This window comes from Pseudarthrobacter sp. NPDC058196 (genome assembly GCF_042882685.1).
GTDB lineage: Bacteria > Actinomycetota > Actinomycetes > Actinomycetales > Micrococcaceae > Arthrobacter.
Genome location: NZ_JBHVVN010000012.1, coordinates 98,659 through 115,722 on the forward strand (window position 1 = coordinate 98,659; position 17,064 = coordinate 115,722).

18 protein-coding genes are annotated in these 17,064 nt (G+C 66.9%); 12 read left to right on the top strand and 6 right to left on the bottom strand.

Annotation, left to right across the window (positions count from 1 at the left end):
• The first annotated feature begins 90 nt into the window (after positions 1–90).
• The 5 genes from ACFVVC_RS17600 (at position 91) to ACFVVC_RS17620 (ending at position 4,110) form a co-directional block, all read left to right on the top strand.
• A complete protein-coding gene (locus tag ACFVVC_RS17600) occupies positions 91–1,608 on the top strand; it encodes a PspC domain-containing protein (RefSeq protein WP_387456081.1) in 1,518 nt (505 codons plus the stop codon).
• Between the two features lies 1 nt (position 1,609).
• Complete coding sequence (locus tag ACFVVC_RS17605) at positions 1,610–1,864, top strand: hypothetical protein (RefSeq protein WP_387456084.1); 255 nt, start codon at positions 1,610–1,612, stop codon at positions 1,862–1,864.
• 3 nt (positions 1,865–1,867) lie between these two features.
• On the top strand, positions 1,868–2,131 hold the full coding sequence (locus ACFVVC_RS17610) for a PspC domain-containing protein (RefSeq protein ID WP_387456086.1): 264 nt from the start codon (positions 1,868–1,870) through the stop codon (positions 2,129–2,131).
• 209 nt (positions 2,132–2,340) lie between these two features.
• A complete protein-coding gene (locus tag ACFVVC_RS17615) occupies positions 2,341–3,366 on the top strand; it encodes an ATP-dependent 6-phosphofructokinase (protein WP_018760481.1) in 1,026 nt (341 codons plus the stop codon).
• 27 nt (positions 3,367–3,393) lie between these two features.
• Positions 3,394–4,110, top strand: coding sequence for a GNAT family N-acetyltransferase (locus tag ACFVVC_RS17620; protein WP_387456089.1), 717 nt, complete (start codon positions 3,394–3,396; stop codon positions 4,108–4,110).
• On the opposite strand, the gene ACFVVC_RS17625 is transcribed toward ACFVVC_RS17620, so the two are convergent.
• The 6 genes from ACFVVC_RS17625 to ACFVVC_RS17650 all read right to left on the bottom strand — a co-directional run bounded on the left by ACFVVC_RS17625 (position 4,072) and on the right by ACFVVC_RS17650 (position 9,495).
• Complete coding sequence (locus ACFVVC_RS17625; protein WP_387456092.1) at positions 4,072–5,595, bottom strand: DHA2 family efflux MFS transporter permease subunit; 1,524 nt, start codon at positions 5,593–5,595, stop codon at positions 4,072–4,074. The two genes, ACFVVC_RS17620 and ACFVVC_RS17625, sit on opposite strands and share 39 nt — an antisense overlap.
• 53 nt (positions 5,596–5,648) lie before the next feature.
• Complete coding sequence (locus tag ACFVVC_RS17630; RefSeq protein ID WP_387456095.1) at positions 5,649–6,056, bottom strand: ankyrin repeat domain-containing protein; 408 nt, start codon at positions 6,054–6,056, stop codon at positions 5,649–5,651.
• Positions 6,056–7,138 (bottom strand): YgfZ/GcvT domain-containing protein, encoded by a 1,083-nt coding sequence (locus ACFVVC_RS17635; RefSeq protein WP_387456098.1) that lies wholly within the window; start codon positions 7,136–7,138, stop codon positions 6,056–6,058. Before ACFVVC_RS17635 ends, ACFVVC_RS17630 begins: the two co-directional genes overlap by 1 nt.
• Positions 7,139–7,197: 59 nt before the next feature.
• Complete coding sequence (locus ACFVVC_RS17640; protein WP_387456100.1) at positions 7,198–7,932, bottom strand: flavodoxin family protein; 735 nt, start codon at positions 7,930–7,932, stop codon at positions 7,198–7,200.
• Positions 7,933–7,948: 16 nt separating this feature from the next.
• On the bottom strand, positions 7,949–8,557 hold the full coding sequence (locus ACFVVC_RS17645) for an FABP family protein (RefSeq protein ID WP_018760487.1): 609 nt from the start codon (positions 8,555–8,557) through the stop codon (positions 7,949–7,951).
• Between the two features lie 170 nt (positions 8,558–8,727).
• Positions 8,728–9,495, bottom strand: coding sequence for a permease (locus ACFVVC_RS17650; protein ID WP_387456103.1), 768 nt, complete (start codon positions 9,493–9,495; stop codon positions 8,728–8,730).
• A gap of 339 nt (positions 9,496–9,834) precedes the next feature.
• Here ACFVVC_RS17650 and ACFVVC_RS17655 point away from each other — a divergent pair, with 339 nt between their 5' ends.
• From ACFVVC_RS17655 to ACFVVC_RS17685, 7 genes are all read left to right on the top strand, one after another.
• Positions 9,835–10,533 carry a response regulator transcription factor gene (locus tag ACFVVC_RS17655; RefSeq protein ID WP_018769102.1) on the top strand — a complete coding sequence of 233 codons (699 nt, stop codon included), beginning with the start codon at positions 9,835–9,837 and terminating at the stop codon, positions 10,531–10,533.
• Positions 10,534–10,566: 33 nt separating this feature from the next.
• Positions 10,567–11,541 (top strand): mycothiol synthase, encoded by a 975-nt coding sequence (mshD, locus tag ACFVVC_RS17660; RefSeq protein WP_387456106.1) that lies wholly within the window; start codon positions 10,567–10,569, stop codon positions 11,539–11,541.
• Between the two features lie 126 nt (positions 11,542–11,667).
• Positions 11,668–13,917, top strand: a complete 2,250-nt coding sequence (locus ACFVVC_RS17665; protein ID WP_387456108.1) for an RNA degradosome polyphosphate kinase — start codon at positions 11,668–11,670, stop codon at positions 13,915–13,917.
• Between the two features lie 8 nt (positions 13,918–13,925).
• Positions 13,926–14,894, top strand: coding sequence for an NUDIX domain-containing protein (locus tag ACFVVC_RS17670; RefSeq protein WP_387456111.1), 969 nt, complete (start codon positions 13,926–13,928; stop codon positions 14,892–14,894).
• 433 nt (positions 14,895–15,327) lie between these two features.
• Positions 15,328–15,699 carry a DUF1648 domain-containing protein gene (locus tag ACFVVC_RS17675; RefSeq protein WP_387456114.1) on the top strand — a complete coding sequence of 124 codons (372 nt, stop codon included), beginning with the start codon at positions 15,328–15,330 and terminating at the stop codon, positions 15,697–15,699.
• The gene (locus tag ACFVVC_RS17680; RefSeq protein WP_387456117.1) at positions 15,677–16,480 is read left to right on the top strand and encodes a thymidylate synthase; all 804 of its coding nucleotides are present in this window, start codon (positions 15,677–15,679) and stop codon (positions 16,478–16,480) included. Before ACFVVC_RS17675 ends, ACFVVC_RS17680 begins: the two co-directional genes overlap by 23 nt.
• Positions 16,477–17,061, top strand: a complete 585-nt coding sequence (locus ACFVVC_RS17685; protein WP_387456120.1) for a dihydrofolate reductase — start codon at positions 16,477–16,479, stop codon at positions 17,059–17,061. The genes ACFVVC_RS17680 and ACFVVC_RS17685 overlap by 4 nt, the downstream gene beginning before the upstream one ends.
• The last annotated feature ends 3 nt before the right edge of the window (positions 17,062–17,064 follow it).

Here is a 17,064-nt window from a genome sequence, read left to right on the forward strand (position 1 = left end):
CCGCGTTCTGCGCTTTCCCGGGGGCCGCTCAGGGACCGTTCAGGGTTTCCCCCAGTAGAGCGGCGCCGGGCCGGACGGGAGGATCGAGGTATGAACTCGCAGACCCCTTCCCCCGACGACGAACATCCAACCGAGCCGCTGCCGGCCTCCGACACGGTTCCTCCCGGCCCGGCGGCGGGCCCTGCGGCGGGCAGCCCGGGCGGTTCGCAGGGCGCCCCCACCGCTCCTCCCGCTGCCGACCCCGCGCAGGGCTACGCTTTCCATGCCGGCCCCACCCCGCCTGCGCCGTCAAACGACTTCTTCGGCTGGATCCGCAGCCAGGGCATCTCCCGGGGCAGCGACCGCTGGATCGGCGGCGTCTGCAGCGGCATAGCCCACCGGCTTGGCGTGGACCCCATCATCATCCGCGGCGCCCTTATTGTCCTGACCCTTCTGGCAGGCATCGGCGTATTGCTCTACGGCCTTGCCTGGGCCTTCCTGCCGGAACCGGACGGCAGGATCCATGTCCAGGAGGCCGGCACGGGCCGCTGGTCCACCGGCATGACGGGCGCACTGATCGCCACGGTCCTGGGACTTACCGGCCTGGGCGGAGGGTTCTGGGGGTGGAGCCACAACGGTTTGAGCGGGCTCCTCTGGACCGTATTCTGGGTGGCCGGCGCGATCTTCCTGATCTACCACCTGTCCCAGCGCAACAAGGCCCGTCCCACCATGGCAGGCCCCGCGCCGGCGGCCCCGGGGGTGCCGTATACGGCGGGACGGCCGGGCTCCGAACACACGTCGTCGTTTTCCGCGGCCACCACGTCCGGACCCACCCAGGGATTCCCTCCGGCGCCCGCCTACGGCGGCGGTACCGCCGGCGGACCCGCAGGGAATGGCCCTGGCGCGTCCGGAGGGGCCGGCGGGACTGGCGCGTCCGGCGGCGGGATTCCTGGCGGGGGCGGCTACCCGGCGCCGTGGGTTCCGCCGCGGCCACCCAAGCCCCGGCCGGCCGGCCCGGGGGCGCCCGCCGTAGCCATCGCCACCGGCTCAGCCCTGCTGGTGGGCGGAGGCCTGAAGGCACTGGACGCCGGGCACGTCATCGACCTTGGCGGCTCCGGCAACGCGATTGTCTGGGCCAGCGCAGCGGCAGTCCTTGGCCTGGGCATCCTGGTGGCAGGACTGCGCGGCCGGACCTCGGGGATCCTGAGCCTGTTCGCCGTGATCGCCCTGGTCACCGGCGGCGTCTACAACGTGGCGAATGACGGCCGGATGCGTTTCCAGCAGGTGGACTGGAACCCCGCCAGCATCGAGGAGGCGCGCGGCGGCATCGACATCACTGCCGGCCGGGGAACCGTGAACCTCGCTGGCCTCTCCCCCTCCGCCCCGCTGACCTCCGACGTCGTGGTTCCGCTCGATATCACCGCCAGCAACGTAACCGTGGTGATCCCGCAGAACGTGCCCGTGGATATCAAAGCGGACATGACCATGGGGAACCTGAACGAGGCCACGGGCCAGCGCGGCGGCACCACCACCCGCGAGAGCAGCTACAACACGGAAAAACCCGGCAGCCGCCTGGTGGTGCGGATCGATGGAACCTTCAGCAACGTCACTATCCAGGAAGGCAACTGACATGGACAGCAACATTCCGACGACGGCGGGCCAGGACCCAGCCGGAGCGGCACCTGCCAGGGTGGGAACCGTGGTGTGGGGCCTGATCGTCCTGGCCTTGGCCGCGCTGATCATCGTCGCGCAACTTGGCATCGTCACCCTCAACGGGACCTACGTCCTGATCGGCCTCATGATCGGCGCGGGCGTGGCCCTGGTGGCCGGCGGCCTGCTCTCTGCCCGCAAACGTGACAACGACCCAATGAAAAGGAAGTCTTGAACCATGGATAAGTTCTTCGGCATTGTCAGGGGCCTTGGCCTAAAACGCGGCCCGCAGCGCTGGCTCGGCGGGGTGCTGGGCGGCATCGCGGCCAAGCTGAACGTGGACGTGGCCTACGTCCGTATCGCATTCCTGCTGTTCTGCCTCCTGCCGGGACCCGCCGTCGTCTTCTACCTGCTGGCCTGGGTGGTGCTGCCGGACCAGCGCGACGAGATCCCGCTGCAAACCTTCCTGGAGCGCCGCTCGATCAACAGGCCACGGATGTAGCCACGGAAGGCGCCTCCCCCACTGGGACCGGGCCCCCGCACTCGCGAACGAATCGCGGATGCGGGGGCTTTTTCCTGTCCGCGGCCGCCCCAGGGAACGCGCACCGGATGTAACCGGTTTGTGTCGTACCCCACACACCCCACTACACTTCTAGGTGAGCTCAGCGTGGCGCTCTGCCTGTAAACCTTCTCCCAGGATTTGAGCTGAACATGAAAATTGGAATCCTTACCAGTGGTGGCGACTGCCCCGGCTTGAACGCCGTGATCCGCGGCGCCGTGCTGAAGGGCATCGCCATCCATGGCCACGAATTCGTCGGATTCCTCGATGGCTGGCGCGGCGTGGTGGAGGGCGACATCATCGACATCCCCCGCACCATGGTCCGCGGCATCGCGAAACAGGGGGGCACCATCCTGGGCACCTCCCGCACCAACCCGTTCGAAAACGGCGGCGGACCCGAGGCCATCAAGGCCCACATGGACCGGCTGGGCATCGACGCCATCATCGCCATCGGCGGTGAGGGAACGCTCGCCGCCGCCAAGCGCCTGACCGACGCCGGGCTGAAGATTGTCGGTGTCCCCAAGACCGTGGACAACGACCTCGACGCCACCGACTACACCTTCGGCTTCGATACCGCCGTCCAGATCGCCACCGAAGCGATCGACCGGCTCCGCACCACCGGCGAGTCCCACCACCGCTGCATGATCGCCGAAGTCATGGGCCGGCACGTGGGCTGGATCGCCCTGCACGCCGGCATGGCCGCGGGTGCGCACGCCATCCTCATCCCGGAGCAGAAAGTCAGCATCGAGCAGATCACCGAGTGGGTCAATGAAGCCCACGCCCGCGGCCGCGCACCCCTGGTGGTGGTGGCTGAGGGCTTTGTCCCCGAGCACATGGAGAGCCCGCACTCCGAGCGCGGCCTGGACACGTTCGGCCGGCCCCGGCTGGGCGGCATCGCCGATCAGCTGGCACCCGAGCTGGAAGCCCGGACCGGAATCGAAACCCGGGCAACCATCCTGGGCCACATCCAGCGCGGCGGCGTACCGTCCGCCTTCGACCGCGTCCTGGCCACCCGGCTGGGCATGGCCGCCATCGATTCCGTGGTGGAAGGGTACTGGGGCACCATGGTGGCGTTGAAGGGAACCGACATCCACCACGTCGCCTTCCAGGAAGCCCTGGGCCAGCTGAAGACCGTCCCGCAGAACAGGTACGACGAAGCAGCCGTCCTGTTCGGATAAGCCGCCGGGCCGCCCTAGGCTGGGACCATGACACTCGATCCCGGCTCTGCTGCCATCATCCAGTTGGCGTGGGCGCGCCGGCTGGGCCTTGACGACGACGCCTTCGGGACCGCACTTGCCACGGCCGAACGGATTGTCCGGGCTGACGAATCAGCCCGGACCGTTGAGTTCGTGCGGCTTTTCGGAAGTTCAGTGCTCGTGGGGCCGCAGAGCGTGATCGACGCCGCCGCCGGCATCCCGGACGAGGAAATGGCCCAGCACGTGACCCTCCTGACCCTCACCCGGGACCAGGGTGGTCACGGCCTCGGCGCGGCGGCACTGTTCTTCGCGGACGACCTGCCCCTGCAACAGCCCGCCGGCGAGCTCACCGTGTCCCACGGCAACCCCGAGGCAATCGAACTGGAGGGCCGCTGCCCGCCCGATGACGTCAACGAAGTTGGCCTCTCCGACCTGGAAAACCGGTACACGATCGTCCACGAGCAGGACGGCCGGCGCGTGCCCCTCGCTTGCGGGGCTTACGGCGAGTGGGAAGGCCTGCTGGCCAACATGGGCGTACTGGTTGACCCCGAGTGGCGCCGGCGCGGCCTCGGATCCCTGGCGGGCTCCATCGCGGCCCACGAAGCACTCGCAGCGGGACTGACGCTGCAGTGGCGCGCGGACGTCAGCAACACGGGCTGCCTAGCGCTGGCCCGGAAGCTTGGCCTCTCAGCCGGCGGAATCCAGACCAGCGTCCACCTTCGCTGACGGCTGGCCTTGGGCGGGCGCTCCCCACCCCTGGACGGGCTGCGGCTTCGCGAAGAACAACGCAACGGCCGCCCCCACCAGGATCACCCCGGCGGGAAGCAGGATGGACTGGCCCATCGCCGTCGAAAATCCGCCGTGCAGGAATTCGGGCAAGGAGCCGCCCATCGCCAGGCCTTCGCCGGCGGATCCGCCGGGGCCCCGCGCGGGGAGTTCGGCCGCGAGCCGCGACTGGATGAGCACCGCGATGGCGGCACTGCCCAGGACCGCGCCGATCTGGCGGGTGGTGTTGTACACACCCGATCCTGCCCCGGCCTGCCGTGGTGGCAGGTTCCTGGTGGCGGTGGTGCTCAACGGAGCCCAGATGCCTGCGTTGGCGAAGCCCAGGACGGCGCTGGGCAGCAGGAACAGGAGGATGGGCGTGTCCGGCTGCATCAGGGCTGAGTTCCAGAGCAGCGCCACAGCCATCAGGACGAGCCCGGTCGCGGTGATGTATTTCGGGTTGACGCGGTCCACCAGCTTGCCTACGACGGGCGCGAGTCCACCGGAAATCAGGGCCATGGGCACCATCATCAGGGCGGACTGGGTGGGAGTCAGGCCCCGGACCAGCTGGTAGTAAAAGATGAGCGGCAGGCTGAAGGCGGTCACGGTGAAGCCCACCGTGGTAATCCCGATGTTGGCCAGCGAAAAGTTCCGGTCCTTGAAGAGCGCCAGGGGCAGCAGCGGCTCACCCTTGTTGAAGCGCTGCCACGCCACGAAGGCCGCCAGCACCACGATGCCGGCGATGATCAGTCCCCACACGCTGATGGGTCCGGTGATGGTGCCCCAGTTGTAGGTCTCGCCTTCCTGGATGCCGAAAACCAGCAGGAAGAGGCCGACGGCGCTGAGCAGGACGCCAGGGATATCGAACTTGTGCGGGTGGGTGCTCAGTGCCGGTACGTTGCGCCACGCCAGGATGAAGCCGACCAGGCCAACCGGGACGTTGATGAAGAAGATCCATTCCCAGCCGAGCCCGTCCACCAGGACGCCGCCAAGGATGGGACCGACGAGGGTCGCCATGCCGGCGGTTGCGCCCCAGACTGCCATCGCGGAGCCGCGGCGGTCCGGCGGGAAGATCCGCGTGATGACCGCCATGGTCTGGGGAGTCATCATGGCTGCGCCGAGCCCCTGGAGCACGCGGGCCGCGATCAGGACCCGGACGTCTCCGGACAGGCCGCACCACAGCGAGGCGAGCGTGAAGACCACCAGGCCGGAGAGGTACAGCTTCTTGGGCCCGAACCTGTCGCCGAGGCGGCCGGTGATGAGCAACGGGACGGCATAGGCCAGCAGGTAGGCGCTGGTGACCCAGATGACCGAGTTGATGTCCGCGTGCAGGCCTTCCATGATGCGGGGGTTGGCCACGGACACGATGGTGGTGTCGATCAGGATCATGAAGAACCCGATCACCAGGGACCACAGTGCCGGCCAGGGCTTCGCTACGTTTTCCACTCGGTCATCCTTTGAAAGTTTCGTGTTGGTGCCGGGCGGACCCGGTGTAATCGCTAGCCCAGCAGATCCAGGATTTCCGCGCGGGCGAACATTTGCGCCGCGGCCCGTGCCGACGGCGCTCCGGCATCCGGATCGGCTCCGGCGCCCAGCAGGACCCGGGCCACGTCCGGGTAACCCTTGAAGGCCGCCCCGGCAAGCGGGGTCTGGCCGCGGTCGTTGGCGGTGTTGGCGTCGGCGCCGTGCTGCAGGAGCAACACCACCGTATCGGCGTGGCCGTGGTATGCGGCCAGCATCAGCAGGGAGTCGCCTGTGGCGTTGGTCATGGTTGCCGGCGCGCCGGCTTCAAGGTAGGCGCCGAGCAGGGCGTCGTTGCCGTCGCGGGCGGCTTGGAACAGCGTGTGCGCCAGTGCCACCGCTGCGTCGTTGTCTTCCATGGCCTCCGGTGCGGTGTGGTCTGTCATCAGCGTGGCCCCCTCAGGAATCCGGTCTGCCGCCCAACAACCTGGCCGGCGTCCGGGGCGACAATGAGCTCCTGGACGGCCGGATACGGTTCATCGCCGTCCAGGACCGTCAGTATTTCATCCGGCGCCACGGAACGCTTTATGACCGCCAGCGCCACAGGACCCATCTCGTGGTGTTGTGCCACGGACGTCACTGTTCCCACCTTGCGCTCCCCCGCCATGACCGGGCTGCCGGCCGCGGGCAGCGTGTGCTGCGAACCGTCCAGCTGCAGGAACACCAGCCGCCGCGGCGGGTGGCCCAGGTTGTGCACGCGGGCGATGGTTTCCTGCCCCTTGTAGCATCCCTTGGCCAGGTGCACCGCGGTGCGCAGCAGGTCCAGCTCGTGCGGAATGGTCTTGTCATCGGTTTCGGCGCCTATCCTGGGACGCCAGGCAGCGACGCGGAGGGCTTCGGCTGCGAGCACTCCGGCCAGCGGACGGCCTTCGACGGCGGCCTCGAGCTCCGCGGCCGGGATGAGGTATTCGAACCAGGGACGCTCAAGGCCCGGGTGGCTTTCCTCGGACACAGTGGCGTAGGAGTACCCGCCCGCCGAGACGTGCGGCCAGGGGTCCTGCCAGGCGAGCCGGCCGGACCATTCGGGAACGGCTTTGGTACTGCCCACCACGGCCCACTCAGCGGAGACGTCGGCGATCTCCACCCGCAACATGAACTTCATCCGGTCCAGGTACTCGGCCAGCGGTGCAGCTTCGGCGGCCTCGACGATCAGCCAGGTGGTCCCGCCGTCGTCAACAACCCTGGCGTCAAAGTCGATGCGCCCCTGGACGCTGAGGAGCAGCAGTTCGCTGGACTCACCCGGCGCCAAGGATGCCACCTGCTGGGACGAGAGGGTGTTGAGCCAGCTCAACCGGTCCGGTCCGGTGACGGTGACCACACCGCGGTGTGAAAGGTCGACGACGGCGGTTCCGGCAGCGAGTGCGCGCTGCTCGCGCAGCGGCTCGCCGTAGTGGGCGGCGACACCGGCGTCGGGGCCGGCGGCCTCAACGGCGCCGGGGCGCGACAACAAAGGGCTGGGCGTACTCATATTGGCGGCAACGTCCTTTAGCAGCGGGGTATTCCGGGGTTCGACAGGTTCAACCAACGCTAGCGGTATTCCAGGTTCTCAAAATCGAAGCGCGTACCGGCTGCCCATTCACCGGGCAGGTTGCCATAGGCCGGGTAGCCGCCGGCATCCTTGAGGATCCTCGCCAGGTGCAGGAGGTTCCAGGTCATGAATGTCGTATTCCGGTTGGTGAAGTCTGACTCCGGGCCACCGGATCCCTCGTCCAGGTAGCTGGGGCCGGGCCCCACCGGGCCAATCCACCCGGCGTCGGCCTGCGGCGGGATGCTGAAGCCGATGTGCTGGAGGCTGTAGAGGACGTTCATGGCACAGTGCTTGATGCCGTCCTCGTTCCCGGTGATCAGGCAGCCGCCCACCTTGGGGTAGAACGCCCACTGGCCCTGGCTGTTGAGCTGGCCGGAGTGGGCGTAGAGGCGCTCAATCAGTTTCTTGGTCTGGGACGAGTTGTCGCCCAGCCAGATGGGGCCGGCCACCACCACGATGTCCGCTTCCTGGACGGCCGGGAAAATCTCCGGCCATTCATCGGTGGCCCAGCCGTACTGGGTCATGTCGGGGTAGACGCCCGTGGCAATGTCGTGATCGACCGTGCGGATGAGCCTCGTGCTGACGCCCTGTTTCTCCATGATCCGGCGGCTGATGTTAATCAGCCCTTCGGTGTTGGAGGTCTGGGGTGACTTCTTCAGGGTGCCGTTGAAGAAGACGGCTTTGAGGTCGCTGTAGCTGCTGGGCTTGCCTGCGTGTTCCGTGCCGTCTTCCATGGCGGGCCTTTCCGGGTCAGGAAACTCTTTTCAGGAATGCAGAGGCGTGGGCCTCCAGCCCTTTCCCGGCCTCTCCACCCGTTGCCACGTCCCACCGCCACAAAAGGTTCCCGTCCACCAGGCCGAAGATCCGGGTGGCGGCACTGTAATCCTTGGAGTGGCTGCCGCGCATCACCATGTCGGTGGTCAGCTGGATCTGCGGTCCCTTGATCTGGCCGTAATACAGCTCCGTGATGCCGCCCGGGTGGGCGATGGATACGGAGATGTCGAAGCCGCCGTCCTTGTTGCGCAGCGCTTCCACCTCGTCGGCGCTCTTCAACACGGGAACGATGTCTGCCGGCACCAGCCCCGGGCCGCCGTCGGCATCCAGCTGCTTGCGCTCCAGCGCCCAGAAGCCGGTCTCGACGGTGAGCGGCCGCAGCCGCGTGCCGTCGTCGTCGGTCAACCAGCTTTCGGCACGGTACTGAAGGTACGGCAGGCCGTTATGGGTGAACGAGACGTGCTGCAGGAAGTGCTCGGAATCCTCGTCACCGCTGCCCAGCCGGCCGCGTCCTTCCCACTCACCGATGAGCCAGGAAAGGGGGACGAGTTCAGGAGTCAGGTCTGTGGGGATCTCAATGGGCACTTTTATTACCTCGAGATACGGCAGTTGGAAAGGGAGTGGCTACTTCTGGCCCTTGAAGAGGCGGTAGACCACGAAACCGGCAAACCAGGCCATGGACACGCTCGCGATGCCGAGCAGGACGAGGAAGAAGATTTCAAATGCAAGTACGGACATGGTGCAATCCTAACCCGTTAGTAGATGAGTAGTTTGTCTATGAAGTACGCCAGGGATCCGACGGCTGAGACCGGTGCCAGGCCCATACTCAGCGCTGCCAGCATATTCAACGGCGCGCCGCGCAGTGTGGCGAGCCTGCGGAAACTGGCCAGGACCGCACCGACGATGATGCCGAAGACGGCGGCCGGCAGGACGGCAATGTCCGAGATGACCAGCCCGGCGAGCGGGCCGGCCAGGCCGGCCAAGACAACGCCCAGGGGCGCGACGATGCTGTCCGGCCATTGGATGAGTCCGGCAAGGAGCGCTACGGCGGCGCTGATCGCGGCCACCAGGAGCATTTCGCGGACACCGTTGAACCGGGCGCCGGCTATCCAGCCTGCGCCCAGGCAGGACAGGAGGACACCGACGCAGCACCCGAGCGTGGACTCCAGCCGTTGCGCCTGCCCGGTGCCGCGGATGAGTTGCACGACGAAGACGGCCATCATGCCCAGGGCGACGAAGGCTGGGGTCCAGTCGAGGTAGCCGGGCGGCGGGGCCACGGAGGCGGAGACCGCGGCCGCGGCGCCCGGCAGGGCGATGACGGCGGCCAGGGTCTTTTTCGCGGGGATGCGCAGGAAGTGCGGCCACCCGATACCCACGGCTGCGGCGATCAGGATGCCGACGGCGGCCAAGGCTTCCGGGGAGGAGTAGACACCGGCGATGATCGCGATGAGCCCGGCGATCCCGACGACCCCAATGGTCCAGGAGCCCAGCGACCGCACAGGTGACTGCAGTTCCGCCGTCATCCGGGGCCCGGCCTGTGCTTTATCGGTGCACTCACTGCGCTGAATTCCCATCCTGGCGTCGGGTGGAAGGCTGGTCCGCCCCCTCATGGCAGGGCTGGTCCGCCCTGGTCCAATCCTGCCCTATGTGAACCGCTTATGTCGCAAAACGTACCTCTACAGGGCCCGAATCTGTGGCTTGGAAGGGGGTGCCGGGTATACTCAAGGTTCAGCTACGCTCCCTGCTGAGGTGGCTGGCCGGCGGCGTGCTGACGGACCAAAACCTCCCGCAGGAAGCCCGTACCGGCCGGTGAGAATCCGGTTCAGTCGCCCAATGATGCGCGGACGGCCCTTGGAGGAACAATGTCGCACATCCTGTTACTGACGAACAGCACCGGTTCTTCGGTGGACATCCTGCCTGCCCTCGAGCTGTTGAACCACCGGGTCCACATCCTGCCCGCGGAACCCACTGCCCTGCTGGAGACGGACCCGTGCGACATCGTCCTGCTGGATGCACGCAAAGACCTCGTGGGTGCCCGTTCCCTGACCCAGCTCCTGAAGGCCACCGGACTCAGCGCACCACTTGTCCTGATCCTCACAGAGGGCGGCATGGCCGCGGTTTCCTCGGCGTGGGCCGTTGACGACATCGTCCTCGATTCTGCCGGACCCGCCGAGGTGGAGGCCCGCATCCGGCTGTCCGTAGCCCGGGCCGTACCGGAGCAGGAGGACGCACCCAGCGAGATCCGCGCCGCCGGTGTGATCATCGACGAAGCAAGCTATACGGCACGGGTCAACGGCGCACCGCTGAACCTGACCTTCAAGGAGTTCGAGCTCCTCAAGTACCTGGCGCAGCACCCCGGCCGCGTCTTCACCCGCCAGCAGCTGCTCACGGAAGTCTGGGGCTACGACTACTACGGCGGCACCCGCACTGTTGATGTCCACGTCCGCCGGCTTCGCGCCAAGCTCGGCGCGGACCACGAGAACCTGATCAGCACGGTCAGGAACGTTGGATACCGCCTCACCCTGGTCAGGCAGCAGGAAGACGAACTCACCGAGGCCTGAGCCTGGCCCGCCTTTGCCGTATAGCCTTGGCTCATGACTCCAGCGCATCCGCAGAAATGGCCCGTCCATGTTGTCCGGGGCGGGGTTGACCAGCAGCTCCTGAAGGACTGCCGCGACCTCCTGGCAGCGGCCGAGGAATCGGACGGCAATCCCTCGATCTCGGAACAGACCCTGGTGAGCATGCGCGCCGGCGACTCCGCGGACCACACCTTGCTGACGCTCGCCCTGTACGCGCCGGACGAAGACTCCGATCCCGCCACCGGCCAGGACCTGGCCGGGTTCGCCGTCGTGGTGGACGAGCCGGACGGCAACGGTGTCCTGGAAATCGCCGTGCACCCCTCCTACCGGAACCAGGGCGTGGCCGACCGGCTGGTGGGCGCGCTCAAGGAGGTGCGGGGCTTCGACGGCCTGAAGGCCTGGTCCCACGGGAACCACGAGGCCGCCGCTGACCTCGCCGCCCGCTATGGCTACGCGCCGGTGCGCGAATTGTGGAAGATGCGGATGACGACGGCGGGCGCTGACCTGCCCGACGCCGGCCTGCCGGACGGTGTGGCCATCCGCGCCTTCGTGCCCGGCAGGGATGAGGAGGCATGGCTGGCGGCCAACCGGGCTGCATTCGCACACCACCCCGAGCAAGGAAACCTGACGCGCGCGGACCTGGACGCCCGGATGGCGGAGGCCTGGTTCGATCCCGCCGGGTTCTTCCTGGCCGAGGACCGCGACGGACGCTTGCTCGGCTACCACTGGACCAAGGTCCACCCGCGTCACGGAGAGCACCCGGCCATCGGCGAGGTCTATGTGGTGGGCGTTGCGCCGGAGGCCCAGGGCCTCGGCCTGGGGAAGGCCCTCACGATCGCCGGCATCAAGCACCTGCGCGACTCCGGCCTGAACGGGGTCATGCTGTACGTGGATGCGGACAACACTGCGGCCGTCGCCCTGTACCGGCGGCTGGGGTTTACCCGGTGGGACATGGACGTCATGTATGGGCCGGCGGCCGGCCAGGTTTAGGGCGCGGGACCAAAGCCCGGCGGTGCGTTAAACAGGGCCGTGGGGCCGGTGAATGCTTGTAAGGTTGAAAGGGAGCCGCGCGGGGCGGAAGCGCCGGCACCACAGCGCCAGCCATAAGGAGAAGCCATGAACCCGGAACCCTCCGGAACAGCCACGTCCCAGGATGTTGCGTTGCCTGCCCGGGCGCGTTTCGGCTCCTCCGAGGTCCCTGCGGCAAGGGCCACCCAGGACCGCATCGACATCCCGGAATTTGCACCCAACCTGCAGCCTGAAGGCGACATCCGGCCGGACCGGTTCCTGGACCGCGAACTGAGCTGGCTCGCGTTCAATTCCAGGGTGCTGGAACTGGCTGAAGACCCCACCCTGCACCTCCTGGAACGCGTCAGCTTCCTGTCCATCTTCGCCTCCAACCTCGACGAGTTCTTCATGGTCCGCGTGGCCGGCCTTAAGCGCCGGATCGCCACCGGCCTCGCCGTTCCCTCGCCCGCCGGCCTGAGCCCTGTCGAAGTGCTGGAGCGGATCAGCGAGGAAGCCCACCGGCTGCAGGAGCGGCACGCCCAGGTTTTCGCCGACCAGATCCGCCCCGCACTGGCGTACGAGCACATCCACGTCATGCAGTGGGGCGAACTGGACGACGCCGCCCAGCAGCAGCTCAGCGTGATGTTTGCCGAGAAAGTCTTCCCCATCCTCACGCCGTTGGCGGTGGACCCGGCGCACCCGTTCCCCTACATCTCCGGGCTGTCACTGAACCTTGCCGTCGTAGTCCGGAACCCGGTCAGCGACAAGGAGCTCTTCGCCCGTGTCAAAGTCCCCGACCAGCTGCCCCGCCTGATTTCCATCGACGGTCCGCGGGCCGGTGCAATCCCCGGACGGGTGGCACGGTTCATTGCCCTTGAGGAAGTCATTGCCGTCCACCTGGACAAGCTGTTCCCGGGCATGGAAGTCCTGGAGCACCACACGTTCCGAGTTACCCGCAACGAGGACGTGGAGGTGGAGGAGGACGACGCCGAGAACCTTCTGCAGGCGCTGGAGAAGGAACTGCTCCGCCGCCGCTTCGGCCCTCCGGTGCGGCTTGAGGTCACCACGGACATCAACCCGAACATCCGTGCACTCCTGATCCGCGAACTGGGGGTGGAGGAGTCCGAGGTCTATTCGGTCCCCGCGCCGCTGGACATGCGCGGGCTGTCGGTGATTGCCGGAATCGACCGTGCCGACCTCCACTACCCCAAGCACATGCCGCACACGTCCCGGTACCTGAACGAATCAGAAACCTCCAAGGCCGCCAACGTCTTCGCGGCCATGCGGCGCCGGGACATCCTGCTGCACCACCCGTACGACTCCTTCTCCACCTCGGTGCAGGCGTTCCTGGAGCAGGCGGCCTCGGACCCCAAGGTCCAGGCGATCAAGCAGACCCTCTACCGTACGTCCGGCGACTCCCCCATTGTGGACGCCTTGATCGACGCCGCCGAGGCAGGCAAGCAGGTCCTGGCCCTGGTGGAAATCAAGGCACGCTTCGACGAGCAGGCGAACATCTCCTGGGCCCGGAAGCTGGAGCAGGCAGGCGTGCATGTGGTTTACGGGATCGTCGGCCTGAAGACGCACTGCAAACTTTCGTTGGTGGTCCGCCAGGAAGTTGACGGGCTGCGCCGCTACTGCCATATCGGCACCGGCAACTACCACCCCCGGACCGCCCGGTACTACGAGGACCTGGGCCTCCTGACCGCGAACGACCAAGTGGGCGAGGACCTTTCCAAGCTGTTCAACCAGCTCTCCGGCTACGCTCCCAAGTCCACCTTCAAGCGTCTGCTCGTGGCGCCCCGGTCAGTCCGGTCCGGACTCATCGACCGGATCGAAACGGAGATCCGCAACGCGAGGGCGGGCGTGCCCGGCCATGTGCAGATCAAGGTGAACTCGATGGTTGACGAGGCCATCATCGATTCGCTGTACCGCGCCTCCCAGGCCGGGGTGAAAGTGGACGTCATCGTCCGCGGCATCTGCTCGCTGCGCCCGGGCGTCCCGGGACTGAGCGAGAACATCACGGTGCGCTCCATCCTGGGCAGGTTCCTCGAACACTCAAGGGTCTTCGCCTTTGCCAATGGCGGCGACCCCGTGGTCTACATCGGTTCCGCGGACATGATGCACCGCAACCTGGACCGCAGGGTGGAGGCCTTGGTCCAGCTGACCAGTCCCGACGACATCACCTATGTCCTTGACCTCCTGCGGCGCTACATGGACCCGGAAACCTCCAGCTGGCACTTGGACAACGAAGGCCGGTGGATACGGCACCACCTTTCCGAGGACGGCAAGCCGCTTGAAGATGTCCAGTCCTGGCTGCTGGCGTCCCGGCCGCGTCAGCGCAGCCTGAGCCGGCGCTAGGCAGCGCATTGTCGAGCGATGCACTCGTAGCCGACCAGACTGACCACCCGGGGGAACCCGTAGCCGTGACGGCTGCGGGCGCCATCCCGTGGCGGGTCAACAAGGACCGGCTGGAAGTCCTGTTGATCCACCGGCCGCGCTATGACGACTGGTCATGGCCCAAGGGAAAGATTGACGACGGCGAGACGGTCCCCGAATGCGCTGTCCGGGAGGTGCGAGAGGAGATTGGCCTCGAGGCGCCGCTGGGAATTCCTTTGCCGCCCATCCACTACCACGTCGCCTCCGGCCTCAAGAGGGTTTACTACTGGGCGGTCAAGGTCAACGGCAACGGCCTTGTTCCGGACGGCAAGGAGGTGGACAGCGTGATGTGGTGCGCCCCCGACAAGGCGGCCCGGCTGCTGTCCAACCCGTCCGACGTCGTCCCTTTGGAGTACCTGCGGGACGCGCATGAGCGCGGCAGCCTGGACACGTGGCCCTTGGTCGTCCTCCGCCATGCCAAGGCCAAACCGCGCTCGTCCTGGAGCAAGGCGGAGGGTGAGCGGCCGCTTGCTGCCACCGGGACCCGGCAGGCGCAGGCAGTGGGCAGGCTGCTGCAGGCCTGGAAGCCGATGCGGGTGGTCACCAGCCCGTGGCTGCGCTGCGTTGCCACCGTTGCCCCGTACGCACGGGCCACCGGGGCGAAGGTGAAGCTCGCCGAGGGACTAACGGAGCACAGGCACCAGCGCAGCCCGCGGAAGACGGCCGCCGTCATCGAATCCCTCTTTGACAAGCAGCGGCCGGTGGTTGCCTGCACCCACCGGCCTGCCCTGCCGACAGTGCTCAAGCAGCTTGCCGGCCACATGCCTTCACACCTGGCGAAATTGCTGCCCGCGGACGAGCCCTTCCTCTCCCCCGGCGAGCTTGTGGTGTGCCATGTAACGCATGGCGGAAAGAAGCGGATTGTGGCTGTGGAACAGTTCAAGCCGTTCGACGACTAGCCGCACACCGGCTTGACCCCGGGCACCTGTCCGTCTTGACTGGGTGGACTACGCACTGTTCTGGGGGGGGGATAACGTGCACGCTGCCACGATCACTGTTGTCGACGACGTTCCACCGCTGGCGCTGCTGTGGCCGTTTCTCCTCGCCGGTGGAGTGTACTGGCTCCTCTCGCGGATACTCCGGGGCGCGAGGGATGGCAGCCCAAGGGCTTCGGCGTCGCGCCCCGCATTCCTGGCGGGGCTGATCGGACGGCTTGCCAGTTCCCTGGTGCCCGCCGCGAACGCAGGAATCATTCCCCAACCCCAATCAGCGGCGGATCCGTGACATCGTTCCCCGCCGCCTTGGGTGGACGTCGTCCTGGCGGAACCGGAAGCTCCAGACCCGCGGTGCAGCCGGACCTGCTGCGGCCATCCGTAGCGTTAGGAGTTGACCGTGGCCCTGGACGCTAAGAACCCGGCCTCGACGATGTGGTTCGCCGCTTCAACCGCGGCGCTGCTCCTCACCGCCCTCTACGGACTAATGCTTTACCCGTCCATGCCGGACCCGGTTCCCGTTCACTGGGACGGGGGCGGCTTTCCGGACCGTTATGCCGCCAAATCTGGTTTGGCCGTGTTCATGCCGGCTGGCCATCCGTGGCTGGCTTGGTTTGGTGGGGCCGGCAATGATTTGGGTGCCCACAGTGTTGTTGGTGTTCGTCAGCATCCTGCTGGTATTCCGCGCCGTGTCCACCGCCACCGCATTTCCCACAGACCAGGCACCGTCTGCAAAGTAGACTTGGGGCGTGAGCATCCCTACGCCTTATGAAGACCTCCTGCGCGATGTCCTGGCCACCGGCACCCATAAATCGGACCGCACAGGCACCGGAACCACCAGCGTTTTCGGCCGCCAGATGCGCTTTGACCTCTCCAAGAGCTTCCCGCTGATCACCACCAAGCGGGTCCACTTCAAGTCCGTGGCGGTGGAACTCCTGTGGTTCCTGCGCGGCGAAACCAACATCAAGTGGATGACGGACCAAGGCGTCACCATCTGGAATGAATGGGCCGACGAAGACGGCGACCTGGGCCCTGTCTACGGCGTGCAATGGCGTTCATGGCCTACCCCGGACGGGGGCCACATCGACCAGATCGCCGAGCTCATCGAGAACCTGAAGTCGAATCCGGACTCCCGCCGGCACATCGTGTCCGCCTGGAACGTCTCCGAGCTCAACGACATGGCGCTGCCGCCCTGCCACGCGTTCTTCCAGTTCTACGTGGCCAACGGCCAGCTCTCCTGCCAGCTCTACCAGCGCTCCGCTGACATGTTCCTGGGCGTTCCCTTCAACATCGCCTCCTACGCGCTGCTCACGTGCATGGTGGCCCAGCAGGTGGGGCTCCAGCCCGGCGAGTTCGTGTGGACCGGCGGGGACGTCCACATCTACGAAAACCACATGGATCAGGTCCTCAAGCAACTGGACCGCGAGCCCTACGAGTATCCACAGCTGAAAATCACCCACAAGCCCGCCTCGATCTTCGACTACACGCTCGAGGACTTCGACGTGGTGGGCTACCAGCACCACCCCACCATCAAGGCACCGATCGCCGTATGAGCACCGAAAACTTCACCGATCCGCAGTCCTTCACGGAGGAGCTGGCCGCCTCGATCACCGGCGTCGGCCTGGTCTGGGCGCAGACCTCCGACGGGGTCATCGGCAAGGACGGGGACATGCCCTGGCACCTGCCGGAGGACCTCAAGCACTTCAACCGGCTCACCACCGGGCACCCGGTCATCATGGGCCGCAAGACCTGGCTGTCCTTCCCGGACAAGTACCGGCCGCTGCCGGGGCGCACGAACATCGTGATCACCCGGCAGAAAAGTTGGGCCGGCACGCCTGAGGCGGAGGGCGCCGTCGTGGTTCCTTCCCTGGATGACGCGCTCCTTGAGTCGCAGTTTGTCGACGGCGGCGAAACAGTCTGGATCCTGGGCGGCGGCGATGTTTTCCGCCAGTCCACCGAGCTCGCCAACGTCGCGGTGGTCACCACCATCGATGTGAAGGCCGACGGCGACACGTTTGCCCCGGAGCTTGGCCCCGGTTGGGAGGCCACCGCCTCCGTCCCGCCGGACGGCTGGTTGACGGCCGCCAACGGCACGCGCTACCGATTCACCAAATGGTCACGGACCGGGGGCTAGGAA